At 71.6% G+C, this 13,128-nt stretch carries 9 protein-coding genes; 8 read left to right on the top strand and 1 reads right to left on the bottom strand.

From position 1 onward, the window contains the following. Window positions 1-46 precede the first annotated feature (46 nt). Window positions 47-4,006, bottom strand: a complete 3,960-nt coding sequence (gene eccCa, locus ACIQPQ_RS15975; protein WP_401304534.1) for a type VII secretion protein EccCa — start codon at window positions 4,004-4,006, stop codon at window positions 47-49. 201 nt (window positions 4,007-4,207) lie between these two features. Between eccCa and eccD the strand changes: the two genes are divergently transcribed. The 8 genes from eccD to ACIQPQ_RS15935 all read left to right on the top strand — a co-directional run bounded on the left by eccD (window position 4,208) and on the right by ACIQPQ_RS15935 (window position 13,120). Beyond that, window positions 4,208-5,608 carry a type VII secretion integral membrane protein EccD gene (eccD, locus tag ACIQPQ_RS15970; protein ID WP_401304108.1) on the top strand — a complete coding sequence of 467 codons (1,401 nt, stop codon included), beginning with the start codon at window positions 4,208-4,210 and terminating at the stop codon, window positions 5,606-5,608. An 11-nt stretch (window positions 5,609-5,619) separates the two neighbouring features. Next, window positions 5,620-7,161, top strand: a complete 1,542-nt coding sequence (gene eccB, locus ACIQPQ_RS15965) for a type VII secretion protein EccB (protein ID WP_401304105.1) — start codon at window positions 5,620-5,622, stop codon at window positions 7,159-7,161. Between the two features lie 273 nt (window positions 7,162-7,434). After that, window positions 7,435-7,710 (top strand): hypothetical protein, encoded by a 276-nt coding sequence (locus tag ACIQPQ_RS15960; protein WP_383767172.1) that lies wholly within the window; start codon window positions 7,435-7,437, stop codon window positions 7,708-7,710. A 79-nt stretch (window positions 7,711-7,789) separates the two neighbouring features. Continuing rightward, window positions 7,790-8,110 carry a WXG100 family type VII secretion target gene (locus ACIQPQ_RS15955; RefSeq protein WP_383766603.1) on the top strand — a complete coding sequence of 107 codons (321 nt, stop codon included), beginning with the start codon at window positions 7,790-7,792 and terminating at the stop codon, window positions 8,108-8,110. A 113-nt stretch (window positions 8,111-8,223) separates the two neighbouring features. Next, on the top strand, window positions 8,224-8,688 hold the full coding sequence (locus tag ACIQPQ_RS15950; RefSeq protein ID WP_401304102.1) for a type VII secretion system-associated protein: 465 nt from the start codon (window positions 8,224-8,226) through the stop codon (window positions 8,686-8,688). 172 nt (window positions 8,689-8,860) lie between these two features. Next, the gene (locus tag ACIQPQ_RS15945) at window positions 8,861-12,262 is read left to right on the top strand and encodes an AAWKG family protein (RefSeq protein ID WP_401304100.1); all 3,402 of its coding nucleotides are present in this window, start codon (window positions 8,861-8,863) and stop codon (window positions 12,260-12,262) included. A 31-nt stretch (window positions 12,263-12,293) separates the two neighbouring features. Beyond that, a complete protein-coding gene (locus ACIQPQ_RS15940) occupies window positions 12,294-12,761 on the top strand; it encodes a YbaB/EbfC family nucleoid-associated protein (RefSeq protein ID WP_401304097.1) in 468 nt (155 codons plus the stop codon). After that, complete coding sequence (locus ACIQPQ_RS15935; protein WP_383766593.1) at window positions 12,758-13,120, top strand: hypothetical protein; 363 nt, start codon at window positions 12,758-12,760, stop codon at window positions 13,118-13,120. Before ACIQPQ_RS15940 ends, ACIQPQ_RS15935 begins: the two co-directional genes overlap by 4 nt. Window positions 13,121-13,128: the final 8 nt, after the last annotated feature.

Here is a 13,128-nt window from a genome sequence, read left to right as displayed (position 1 = left end):
GACCGCACCAGGGGGTACGGAGGTCACGGTCGCCCGTGACCGCCGTTCACTCCTCGCCGGAGCCCAGGAACGCGGTCTGCACCTGGACCGTACGGCGGCGGGCGATGCGGGCTGCGCGGCCCGGCGGCAGCAGGCGTCCCTTGGCGTTGCCGACGACGTAGCCCTCGGACGGTGGGCAGGACATCATCAGCGTCGGCGTGTTGACCTCCTGGAGCCTGCGCATCAGATGGTCGCCCATGGCACGGCTCGCGCCGGAGGCGGCGCGGGCCACCACCATGTGCAGGCCCACCTCCCAGCCGAGCGCCAACTGGTCGAGCAGCGGCTCGAACGGGGCGTTCATCGGACCCGAGCCGATCATGTCGTAGTCGTCGACGAGGACGAACAGCCGCGGCCCGGACCACCAGTCCGCGGCACGCATCCTGCCGGGGGAGATGTCGGGGCCCGGCACCCTGGTCCGCACCGCCCGCGCCGCCCCGTCGACCAGGTCGCGCAGCGCGTCGATCGAGACGGCGTGGCCCAGCCGGTACGCGTCGGGGATCGCCTCGACCAGCTCGCGCCGGTAGTCCACGACCATGATCCGCGCCTCGGCGGGGGAGTACCGCTGCATGATCGCCCGCGCGGTGAGCCGCAGCAGGTTGGTCTTGCCGCTCTCCGTGTCGCCGATGACGACCATGTGCGGGCTCTCGGAGAAGTCGTGCCACACGGTGGCCAGTTCGTCCTCCTCCAGCCCCAGCGGGAAGCGGAAGTCGCCTTCGGGCGCGGGCAGCGCCGACACCGGCAGCTCGGTGGGCAGCATGCGCACGCGCGGCGCGACGGGGCCGTGCCAGCTCTCGGCCAGCGCCGACACCAGCGAGGCGACACCCTCGCCGAGGTCGTCCGCGCGCTCGCCGCCGTCGATACGGGGCAGCGCCGTCAGGTAGTGCAGCTTGCCCTCCCTGGTCAGGCCGCGCCCCGGAACGCGGGGGACGGTGCCCGCCCGCCGCATGTCGATCTCGGAGTCCATCGGATCACCCATCCGCAGCTCCAGGTGGGTGCCCGCCTGGTCGCGCACCGCGGACGGCAGCTCCACCCAGCGGGAGGTGGTGACGACGAGGTGGACGCCGTAGTTGAGGCCGCGGGCGGCGATCGCGGTGAAGTGGGAGATCTGCCGGTCGTAGTCCTGGCGGACCGTCGACCAGCCGTCGATGACCAGGAACACGTCCCCGTGCTCGTGGTCGGCGAACTCCCCCGCGGCACGGCGCCGCCGGTAGGTGGCCATGGAGTCGACGCCCTGCTCCAGGAAGAACTTCTCCCGTGTCGCCAGCAGCGTGTTGACCTCGGCGATCGTGCGGCCCACCCGCTCGGAGTCCAGCCGCGCCGCGACCCCGCTCATGTGCGGCAGCCCGTCCAGTCCGGCCAGCGTGCCGCCGCCGAAGTCCAGGCAGTAGAACTGCACTTCGCGCGGCGTGTGGGTGAGGGCCAGCGAGGTGAGGATCGTGCGCACCATGGTGCTCTTGCCGCTCTGCGGACCTCCGGCGATCGCGATGTGCCCGCCGACGCCCGCGAGGTCCACGGTCAGCAGGTCCCGCATCTGGTCGAACGGCCGGTCCACGATGCCGATCGGCACCTTCAGCGCGCCCCGGCCCGGCCAGCCCACCGTGGTGAGCCCCAGCTCGGGATCGGGGGTGAGCGGCGGCAGCACCTGGTCGAGCGTGGCGGGCAGGTCCAGCGGCGGCAGCCACACCTGGTGCGCGGGCGGCCCCGCCCCCACCAGCTTGTCCACGGCCACCGAGAGCAGCGTCTCCACGCTCTCCTCGGCCTCCGGCTCGGGTTCCGGCAGGTCGGGCACGGCGCGCGGGACGACCCAGCCGCTCGTCCACGGCACCGTCTGCCCGGCGGCGCGGGCCTGGTTGGCGCTGCCGCGGCGGTGCCGGTAAGGCCCGGACACGTACGCGGCCCGGAACCGGGTCAGCGCCTCGACCCCGGACTTGAGGAAGCCGCTGCCCGGCGCCGACGGCAGCTCGTACGCGTCCGGCACGCCGAGGACGCCGCGGCTCTCCATCGCGGAGAACGTGCGCAGGCCGATCCGGTAGGAGAGATGGCTCTCCAACTGGTGCATACGGCCCTCGTCCAGGCGCTGCGAGGCGAGCAGCAGATGCACGCCCAGGCTGCGGCCGAGTCGGCCGATCATCACGAACAGCTCCATGAACTCGCGGTGCGCGGCCAGCAGTTCGCTGAACTCGTCGACCACCACGAACAGGCTGGGCAGCGGCGCCAGCGGGGTGCCCGCGGCACGCGCCTTCTCGTACTCCAGCGCGGACGTGTAGTTCCCCGCGGCGCGCAGCAGTTCCTGACGGCGGATCAGCTCGCCGTGCAGGGCGTCCTGCATCCGGGACACGAGCGCCGCCTCGTCGGCGAGGTTGGTGATGACGGCCGACACGTGCGGCAGTTCGTCCAGCCCGAGGAAGGTCGCACCGCCCTTGAAGTCGACCAGGACGAAGTTGAGTGTCTCCGACGAGTTCGTCAGGGCCAGCGACAGCACCAGGGTGCGCAGCAGTTCGCTCTTGCCCGAGCCGGTGGCGCCGATCAGCATGCCGTGCGGGCCGGTGCCGCCCTGCGCCGACTCCTTGATGTCGAGTTCCACCGGCTGCCCGTCCACACCCACCGCGATGGGCACCCGCAGGCGGCTCGGGCCGGTGCTGCGCTGCCACAGGGTCTGCGGGTCGTGCCGGTGCAGGTCCTGGATGCCCAGCAGGGTGGTCAACTCCACGTCGGTGGAGAGCGGTTCGCTGCTGTCGGCGGCCATGCCCATGCGATAGGGGGCGATCCGCTTGGCGAGCGCGGTCGCGCCGTGCACCCCGAGGACGTCGGGGCGGCCCAGCCGGGTCGACTGCTCCTTGCGGTCGCGGTCGGTGCGCACCAGGGAGAAGTCGTCGCCGTCCACGTCGAAGCGGAGGGTGACCCGGCCGGGCCGCCAGGTCAGCGCCCCGCCGAGGTCCAGGACGACCGTGTTGCGCATGCCGGGGCCGTCCAGGCGGTGGCCGCTGGGCACGGTGCCGCCGTCGACGACGATCACCGTGAACGGCTCCTCGCGGCCGGGCACGGCGTCCGGGTCGAAGGGCGGCCGCTCCAGGAACTCGGCGCCCAGCAGATCCTCCAGTTCGTTGAACGCCGACCCGTTCATCCGGGCCGGTCCGGCGCCGTCGCTCTCCTGCGGGTGCAGGTGGTGCGGCAGCCACTTGGCCCACTCCCAGTCCGCCCGCCGCTCGTCCGACACGCACAGCGCGATCCACAGGTCGTCGGGGGAGTGGAACGCGGCGAGCTGCGCGACCATCGACCGGGCCAGCGCGCGGACCCGGTCCTCGTCGCCGCGGAACAGCACCCGCGCCCAGGCCTGGAGGAAGATCGCGATGGGCTGGTCGGGGACGACGCCGTAGGCGCGGATGAAGCTGCGCAGCGCGTGCGCGGCGAGCGGTTCGAGGTCCTCGACCGGGGTGCCCGTCACCGGCGCCAGGTGCAGGCCCAGCTTCTGGTCGCCGACCGCGACCCGCACCTCGCCGAAGTCCTCGTCCTGCGGCCGCCGTTCCCACAGCCGCGTCGACCCGGCCACCGACGCCAGCGCCGACGGCTCGGGATGCCGCCAGGCCAGGGCCCGCTGCTGGTCGACCACCGCGGTCCGCACCTTGCGCCGGGTCTGGGTCAGGTAGCGCAGGTAGTCCCGGCGCTCGCCCTTGAGGCGCTGCTTGCGCTCGCTGTTCCGGCGCATCACCTGACCGAGCATCATGGCCGCCGAGGAGATCACCATCAGACCGAGCGCCAGATAGATGAAGCTGCTTCCGCCGCTGCCCATGCCGGGCCGCATGAACATCAGCATCATCGACACCGACATCAGCGCCATCGGCAGATAGGTCCAGACGGCGGAGGAGTCCGGCACCGTCTCGGGGAGCACCGGCGGCTCCTGAAGGGTCAGTTCACCGCCCGGCATCTCGGGGCCTCGCCTGCGGGCCGGTCGCCGGAACAGAACCACACTCACCGTACGGTCTCCTTACGGAGCGCCCGTCACGCCGACGGAACGCCTCCACAGGTGGGGGGACGGGATGCCACGGGGGCGGGGTCACCCCGAAGAGACGTTTGATACTACGATCCTCCGAGCTGACCACCACGGGCAACTCCCCCCACTTCGGTGCGTTGTTGTGCGCCAGAACCCCGGAAGGCGTGAGCCAGACCGATGAGTGACAACCAGGTGGCCGGTCTGTGCCGCCTGACCGTAAGAGCCCCCGCCCGCACGATCGACCTCGCCGTCCCCGCCGACGTGCCGGTCGCCGACCTGCTCCCCGCCGTGCTCGGCTACGCCGGGGACGACCTGGAGGAGACCGGCGTCGACCACGGCGGCTGGGTGCTCCAGCGCCTGGGCGGCGAGCCGTTGGACGAGGAGCGTTCCCTCGACTTCTTCGACCTCCGCGACGGTGAGACGGTCTATCTCCGGCCCCGCGTCGACGCGCTCCCCGAGGTGCACCTGGACGACCTGGTCGACGGCATCTCCACGGCGCTGCGTGACCAGCCCCACGGATGGACCGCGGCGGCGGGCCGCGCCCTGCTGCGCGGCCTCGCCGTGACCGTGCTGGCGGTCGGCCTGGTGGTGCTCGCCCTGCCCGGCGGTCCGGGCACCACGCGCGCGGTGTGCGCCGCCGCGGCCGCGCTGCTGCTGCTCGCGGGCGCCGCCGCCGCCAGCCGGGCCGTCGGCGACGGCGGGGCGGGCGCGGCCCTCGGGCTGATGGCCGTGCCCTATCTCGCCCTCGCGGGATGGCTGCTGCCCGGCGGCGCCCTCTCCGGGCCGCACGGCCAGGAGGTGCTCGGCTCCCGGATGCTCGCCGCGACCGCCGCGGGCGCGGGCGGCGCCGTCCTCGCGCTCGCCGCGGTGGCCGCGTACGCCGCCCTGTTCCTCGCGCCCGCCGTGGTCGCCGCCTTCGGCGCGCTGGCCGCCGTGGTCATGCTCGCCGCCGGGCTCACCGCGGTCGAGGTCGCCGGTGTCATCGCGCTCGCCGCCGTGCTCCTCGGCGCCTTCGTGCCCCCGCTGTCCTTCCGCATGGCGGGACTGCGCATGCCTCCGCTGCCCACGAACGCCCAGCAGTTGCAGGAAGGCATCGACCCGCATCCCACCGCGGTCGTCGCCGCCCGCTCGGTGCTCGCGGACGGCTGGATGAGCGCGCTGTACGGGGCGGTCGGCGTGGTCTGCGCGGGCTCCCTCACCGTCATGGCCCGCGAACCGGGCCTGGCGGAGGTCTTCACCTCCGTGGCGCTGGCGCTGTTGCTGCTGCTGCACGCCCGAGGGCTCGGCAACGTCTGGCAGCGCCTGTTCCTGGTGCTGCCCGCGGTCTGGGGCCTGGCCCTGCTGGTGTACTCCCGGGCCCACGACGCCGGGGAGACCGGGCGCTTGCTGACCGTGGTCGGGCTGCTCGCCGCCACCGCGGGCCTCGCCATCGCCTCCTGGACGGTGCCCGGCCGCAGGCTGATGCCGTACTGGGGCCGCGGCGCGGAACTGCTGCACTCGGCGGCGGCGATCGCCCTGCTGCCCCTGGTGCTGTGGGTGCTCGGTGTCTACGGGGCCCTGCGGTCCCTCAACGGCTGAGGGGGCGCACCGTGCAGTCCAAACGCGACCAGGTACAGGCCCACATGTTCGTCATGGGCCGCCTCACCTCCGCCCTGCTCCGCGGCGATCCGGACGCCCCGGAGAGCCCCCAGGGCCGCACCAACCGGGGAGTCGCCGTCGGCGTGGTGATCGCCGTGCTGCTGTCGGCGGGCGCCTTCGTGTTCGGCCTGTTCAAGCCCGGTGTCAAGGACTCCTGGAAGGCCACGGGCACACTCGTCGTCAACAAGGACACCGGGTCCCGCTACCTCTACCTGGAGGGCCGGCTGCGCCCGGTGCGCAACTACGCCTCCGCGCGTCTGCTCGCGGGCGCCGACATGAAGGTCGTCCAGGTCGGTTCCCGCTCCCTGGAGGGCGTTCCGCCCGGCGCGCCCGTCGGCATCAGCGGGGCGCCCGACCGGCTGCCCGCCGCGGGCGACCTCGACACGGGCGCCTGGCAGGTCTGCTCCGGTGCCGCCTCCGGAGCGGTGACGACGCTCCTCGCGGTGGGCGCCTCCGCGGAAGGCTCCGGCCTCAGCGCCTCGCAGGCGCTGGTGGTGACCGGACCGGACAAGGCGGACTACCTGGTGTGGCGGGGCAGCAGGCTGCGCCTCGACGACGAGCGGGGCGCCTCGCGGTCCCTCGGCTACGACACCACCCCCCGGGTCAAGGTGTCGTCGGCGTTCCTCAACTCCCTTCCCGCGGGCCCGGACCTGTCCCCGCCGGACGTACCCGGCCGCGGCGGCAAGGGGCCGGAGCTGGGGGGCCGCAAGACCCGGATCGGCCAGGTCTTCGAGGTCGCGGTGCCCGGCGCGGACACCCGCTACTACCTGCTGCGCAGGGAAGGCCTGGTGCCGCTGACCCCGACGGGCGCCGCCCTGCTCCTCGGCGACCCGAGGACGCGGGAGGAGGCGTACGGCGAGGAGGCTCCCGGCGCGCTGCGACTGGGCGCCGACGCGCTGGACGGCCGTACCGCCGACGCCCCGCGCACGGACCCCGCCGACCTTCCCGCGAAGCCGCCCGCGGCCGTCGGTCTCGGCGCGGGCCGGACGGCCTGCGCGCGGATCGAGGGAGGCGCCGGAGCGGGCGCCCGCTTCAGTGTCGCGCTCGTCGCGTCGTCCGCGCTCGGACCGGCCGCGCAGCCCGCTCCGGATGGGCTCACCCCGGCCTGCGTGCCCGTCGACCGGATCACCGTCCGCCCCGGCGGCGGCGCGCTGGTACGGGCGCTGAGCGCGGGCGGGGCCGCCGGTGGCACGGTCTACCTCGTGACCGACAGCGGCATGAAGTACCGGATCGCCACCGACAAGGCGCTGGCGGCGCTCGGATACAGCACCGGGCAGGCCCGAGGGGTTCCCTCGCCGCTGCTCGCGATGCTTCCCACCGGCCCCGACCTCAGCCCGGCGGCGGCCGTGACCGGAGGCGGCGGCCGGACGACGGCGGCTCCCTGCGCGGGCGCGGCGAAGGCCACCGCGCGGGACGCCGCGGCAGGCGGAACGGACAAGCGGCGCGGAGAGGGCGATTCCGTGACGGCCCATCAGCCCGCCGACGGGAACTGACCTGTTCCGGCGCAGAATGTCCCTCAAATCGACCTCAAGACAAAAGAATTCAGCAACATCATCATGCAAGGATGACCGGGTTGCGATTCGCAGTGTCCGGTCAACTGGTTCCACACCGGGCCCGGTTGCCCTCGCCGAGCGGGATGTCGTGCGGCCCGCTCGTGGTCCGGTTCCGTGCGGGGGACCGGACACCATCATCAGGAGGTGCGGTAAGTGGCAGGCTTCCAGCAGTCAGAGGAGCAGGCGACACGGAACGGCATCCAGGCCCTCGAGATGGCCTTCACCGGTGTGCAGAACTGCCGGCAGGACGTCGAGAACATGAAGTTCAACCTGGCGTCCGGGCTCAAGGGTTCGGACGGCAAGGCGTTCCAGGACCTGCTGAAGCTGTGGGACGACCAGGCCGAGGTCATCTCCCGGAACGTGCGGGACATGGTGGACACCCTCAACGAGACGCTCCAGCAGCAGGGTCTGACCCAGGGCGCCAACAACGACTCCATCAACACCGCGTACAGCCAGTCCCAGAGCATCTTCGACGCGCTGAAGGGCTGAGCCCGCACCGCGCGCCGGCACGGGCCGGATCTCCGGCCGTCGACCCCCCTCCGTACCTGATGCGAGACGAGGCTCCGAGATGAGCGATTTCACCGACGGACACATCTACGTCGACTACCGAAGCATGTCGAACGCGGCGGACGACATGGTCCAGCAGACCAGGGCGATCGCCAGCATCCTGGTCAACCTGGACGCCGAACTCCAGGCGCTGAAGGCGTCCTGGGAAGGTGACGACCGCGAGGTGTACAACGCCAAGCAGGCGGCGTGGAACGGCGCCGTCGAGGCGATGAAGACCCTGCTGGAGAACCACTCCAGGCTGCTGACGGACGTGTCCGGCAACTACGACCACAGCGAGAAGAAGCTCACCCAGCTGTGGGAGAGCGTCCGCGTCGGCCGCTGAGCCGGCACGCGCGCGTCCCTTGAGCCGGGCGGCGGCCCCCGCGACGCGGGCGGGTCGCCGCCCGGTGCACCGGCAGTGGCAGTGGCAGTTGCAGTCCCCGGCAGGAGAAGGACATGGCGGACGGTACGACGGTCAACCTCGACAAGGCGTGGCTGGAGAAGTTCCTCAAGGAGGACGTGCTCAACTTCCGTGAGGAACTGAGGAAGATACTTCTCGACGGCGAGTACGACGGCAGGTCGGCACCGAGCCTGGCGAACCTGCTGCCGGGGGGCGAGATCCCCGAGGGCACGCCGTCCGAGGCGGCCCTCCCCCTGACGATCGGCGCGATGGTGAAGGACGCCCGGACCAACGGGGAGAGCCTCGTCGAGTCCATCACCAAGGTCATCGGGGCCATCGACGTGATCCTCAAGAACCAGACGATCCTCTTCGAGGACATCGAGGACAACCTCGGCACCAGCATCGAGAAGCTGTTCAAGACCCAGGGCGACAACCTCGCCGCGATCGACGGCCAGAAGCTGCTGGACGTCTTCGAGGACGTCGACGACTCCCTGGGCGGCGGCAACGACGAGGACGACTAGGTCGTGTCCGCGACCTAGGCCGTCGTCCGCCCGCCGGGATGCGGCCCGCACGACCCGGACCCCCTTTCGGGGAGGTGCCCCGCTCCTGTGCCGGTCCCGGTGGCCGCGAGCCCGGCCCGCCCCCTTTCCCGTATCCCCGCTTTGTGAGCCCAGCCGTCTACGGAGACCGATCATGGACGAGAAGAACGTCATTCCGCTCACCTCGGACAATGACAGCTGGAACAAGGCGGTGTCGCTGCTCACCGGGTACAAGGCGCCCGAACGGCACACCCTCTTCGACGAACTCCTCGGCAACGAGAAGATCAAGCAGATGAAGGTGGAGATCAGCAAGCAGGGCTACGTCGACTACGTCGATCCCGACGACTTCAACTGGCGTGTCGAGAACGCGGGCTTCAACATCCAGAACACCGACTTCGTCATCCCCTTCTACATGAGGGGAGGCAGCAACGGCCACGGCGTCACGATGTACAAGGCCCGCATCACCCTGCTCGGCAACAAGAACGGCGACGGCGCGCCCGTGGGCGGGGTGGTGGAGGGCGGCGAGTTCAAGAGCCAGTACGACAACCACCTCGGGCTCACCGGTGAGGACGCGGTCTGGACGACCGCACCGCTCACCCAGTACGCCTACGGGACCGGGCGCGCGCTGGAGCGGATGCTCGACAACGAGAACGGCACCTACGGCTGGTCGTGGAACGGCAAGAACGTCGCCAACGACCAGGCGGTCAGCCTCAAGTCCTTCGACACGGCGGCCGCCGCCTTCGACCGGGTCGGCGAGTTCTTCAGCAGGCAGCAGAAGATCGTCGAGGAGTGGCAGCGCCGCGTCGGCACCGAACAGAACGACGCCTGGCGCGGGCAGGCCGCCGGTGTCTTCTGGAATCTGATCCACACCATCGACCGCCAGTACAGCGGCTACGCCAAGGACATGGGCTTCACCGGCACCCACTCCAAGCAGGGCAACGAGATCCGGGAGGCCAAGGACGCCCTGTCCAAGGCCGCCCGCACACTCCAGACCAGCTGGGCGCACTGGGAGCTCTACATGGGCAATCCGTTGCGCTGGCTGCACGATCTGCTGGTCGAGGTCACCGACCACGTGTGGGAGCGGAACATCACGCAGATCACTTACAAGGTGCAGAGCGTCGCCAGGGGCGGCACGCGGACGACGTACCATCCCACCTCGCTCATGGACGACACGGCGACCCGGTACGGCAAGAGCGACAACTTCGGCAAGCTCACCGATCTGAGCACCTGGAAGGCGATCGGCGAGATGGCCGTCTCGCACTGGCAGGCGTCCGTCATCGAGAACCTGGTGGAACCGGCCAACGCCGCCCTCGACGAGATCCACAACAAGTGGAGTTCCACGAACATCGATCTCGGGACGGTCCGCACCCGCGGCGACGACGACCTCACCAGTTCCTACTCGGAGGACAAGGCCGCCAAGGAGAAGGCCGACGCGGAGGCGGCCGCCGCGGCCGCGCAGAAGAAGAACGACGACTTCATCGCGTGGCAGAAGGCCGAGGCGGAGAAGGCCAAGGCGGAGGCGGCGAAGGCCAAGGCGGAGCAGGAGGCCAAGGAGAAGGCGGCCAAGGCCGAGCAGGAGGCCAAGGAGGCGAAGGCCAAAGCCGAGCAGGAGGCCAAGGAGAAGGAAGCCAAGGCCGAACAGGAACGCAAGGAGAAAGAGGCCAAGGCGGAGCAGGCCGCGAAGGAGGCCGAGGCCGAGCAGAAGCAGGCCGCCGCCGAGGCGAAGGCCGAACAGAAGGAAGCCCAGGCCAAGGCGGAGCAGGAAGCCAAGGAGAAGGAAGCCAAGGCGGAGCAGGCCGCGAAGGAGGCCGAGGCCGAGCAGAAGCAGGCCGCCGCCGAGGCGAAGGCCGAGGAGAAGGAAGCCCAGGCCAAAGCGGAGCAGGAGGCCAAGGAGGCCGAGGCCAAGCAGGCTCAGGCACGCGCGGAGCAATTGCAGATAAGCCAGTTCAACCAGTCCCGCGCCGACCAGGAGTCCGCCCGCAAGGAGCAGGAGAGGAAGCAGGCGGAGGCGGAGGCGGCCGCCGCGCAGAAGGAGGCCGAGGCCAAGGCCGAGCAGGAGGCGAAGGAGAAGGAGGCCGAGCAGAAGCAGGCCGCCGCCGAGGCCAAGGCCGAGGAGAAGGAAGCCCAGGCCAGGGCCGAGCAGGAAGCCAAGGAGAAGGAAGCCAAGGCGGAGCAGGCGGCGAAGGAGGCCGAGGCCGAGCAGAAGCAGGCCGCCGCCGAGGCGAAGGCCGAGCAGAAGGAAGCGGAGGCCAAGGCCGAGCAGGAGGCGAAGGAGAAGGAGGCCGAGCAGAAGCAGGCCGCCGCCGAGGCCAAGGCCGAGCAGAAGGAAACAGAGGCCAGGGCCGAACAGGAAGCCAAGGAGAAAGAGGCCAGGGCCGAGCAGGAGGCCAAGGAAGCCGAGGTCAGGGCCGAGCAGGAGAAGGCTCAGAAGCGGCAGGAGGAAGCCTGGCAGCAGGTCCAGGGCGGCACCGGAGGGCTGCCCGGGGGCGGCGGCCTCGATCTGCCGGACGGGAGCGTCATCGGCTCCGGTGACCTCAACGTCGGTGACCTCGCCTCGCAGTGGCCCGACCGGGTCGACGCCAGCCCCTTCTCCGGCGACGTGCTGACCAACCCGGGCGGCAGCCACACCACCCTCGACGCCCACGACCGGCTGGTCACGCAGTTCCCCGACGGCAGCTCCGTACGGATCGACCCCGACCTGCACACGGCGACCGTCACCCATCCCGACGGCACCGTCGAGACCGGCCCGCTCAACGTCGGCGACCTCCTCCCCAACCCCGACGGCAGCGTCACCCGGCTCGGCTCCGACGGGAACATCGTCACCGAGTTCCCCGACGGCACGGTCAGCACCGTCGACCCCCGCACCGGCATCGGCTCCACCACCCTCCCGGACGGCACCGTCTCCACGGGCGACCTCAACGGCTCACCGGGCGGACTGCCGACCGCACCGGGCTTCCACTCCGGCGGCGGCTCGCCCGGCTCCCTCCCCGGCGCCTCCTCCGGCTACGACTACGGCTCCTACGAGGAGGAGCTGTACGACGAGTCCCCCTACGAGTCCCCGTACGCCACCTCGGGAGCGTCCACCGCCGCGGCCTCCTCGGGCGACGGCGGCACCCCGCTCAACACCGGCTCGCTGCCCGGCGGCCTCGGCATGAGCGGCCTCAACGGCGCGGGCGGCGCGGGTGGCACGGGCGGCATGCCGATGGGCATGCCGATGGGCGGCATGGGCGGTATGGGAGGCGCGGGCGGCGGGAACCAGGCCCAGACCGAGCGGGTCCGCAACGTCATCGACGACGGGCAGCCCCTCAACAGCCGCGGCGCACGCCGCGGCCCCGCGGCCCGCCCCGTCCAGGACGAGAACAACGTACAGGTGTCCGCGCCCCGCGCGACCGGCACCACCGGCTCCAGCCCCTTCGTGCCCGTGGGCGGCGCCGGTGCTCCCGGCGGCCGGCCGCAGACGCAGAGCGGTGACCGCGCCCGGGAGGTGTGGGCCGAGGAGGAGGACGACGTATGGGGCACCGACGACGGCGGCGCACCCGCCGTGATCGGCCGATGACCACCGCAGCGCAGGCGAGGAGCAGCCACCCGTGACCGAACCGATCGAGCAGCGCATCGCCAAGGCGATGGCCGAACTGGAGTCCGTGCAGGCCGCCGTGGCGCAGGCCGAGGAACGACTCGCCGGGGCCTCGGCGACCGTCCGCTCCCGCGACCGGGCCGTCGAGGTCACGGTCGGCGCCGCCGGCGAACTGACCGGACTGAAGTTCCTCGACAACAAGTACCGCTCGATGAACGCCAGTCAGCTCGCCCAGTCCGTGATGGAGGCCGTGGGGCGGGGCCGCGCCCAGATGGCCCAGGAGGTGATGGACACCTTCGGGCCGCTGACCGCGCCCAGCACCGAACTGCCGGAGCTGCGCGGCATCGACATCGACTGGGACCGCATCTTCGGGTCCGCGCTCGGCGGTGAACCCGGCGGCGGGCGCACCCGCAACCGGCTGCGCGACGAGATCCACGAGGACGGCGACGACCCGCACGACCGAGGAAGGGGCCGGGCATGAGCGGCGTGTACGAGGCGAACACCGAGGCACTGAGGGCCAGCATCGAGCGGATGAAGCGGCTGCCCGAACTCGCCCGCAAGCTGGGCGAGGACTTCGACAGCAACGAACGGCACTACACCGAATGGCCCGGCTGGACGGACGACTTCGCCGAGAAGGTCCGCCCGGTCTACCAACGCAACAACGAGTACTGCCGGGGCACCAGCAGGACGCTGTTCGACGCGCTCGACGGCCTGGTCTCCGCGACGCTCTCGAACCTGGAGGGCATCGAGAAGAACGCCGCCGACTCCACGGAGCGCATCCGCGAGCACCAGAAGCGCACCGAGGACGCCCTCGACGGCGACACCGGCGGGCGCCGCTGACACGAGGA

This window comes from Streptomyces sp. NPDC091281 (genome assembly GCF_044757425.1).
In the GTDB taxonomy this organism is placed as follows: Bacteria; Actinomycetota; Actinomycetes; order Streptomycetales; family Streptomycetaceae; genus Streptomyces.
Note: the sequence above shows the minus strand (reverse complement) of the source record. Positions and strands in the feature narration are given on the sequence as shown.

Bases quoted from the DNA above. Each gene is read 5' to 3' on its own strand.
- eccD (WP_401304108.1), top strand. From the start codon at position 4,208: ATGAGTGACAACCAGGTGGCCGGTCTGTGCCGCCTGACCGTAAGAGCC.
- ACIQPQ_RS15960 (WP_383767172.1), top strand. From the start codon at position 7,435: ATGGCCTTCACCGGTGTGCAGAACTGCCGGCAGGACGTCGAGAACATG.
- ACIQPQ_RS15955 (WP_383766603.1), top strand. From the start codon at position 7,790: ATGAGCGATTTCACCGACGGACACATCTACGTCGACTACCGAAGCATG.
- ACIQPQ_RS15950 (WP_401304102.1), top strand. From the start codon at position 8,224: ATGGCGGACGGTACGACGGTCAACCTCGACAAGGCGTGGCTGGAGAAG.
- ACIQPQ_RS15945 (WP_401304100.1), top strand. From the start codon at position 8,861: ATGGACGAGAAGAACGTCATTCCGCTCACCTCGGACAATGACAGCTGG.
- ACIQPQ_RS15935 (WP_383766593.1), top strand. From the start codon at position 12,758: ATGAGCGGCGTGTACGAGGCGAACACCGAGGCACTGAGGGCCAGCATC.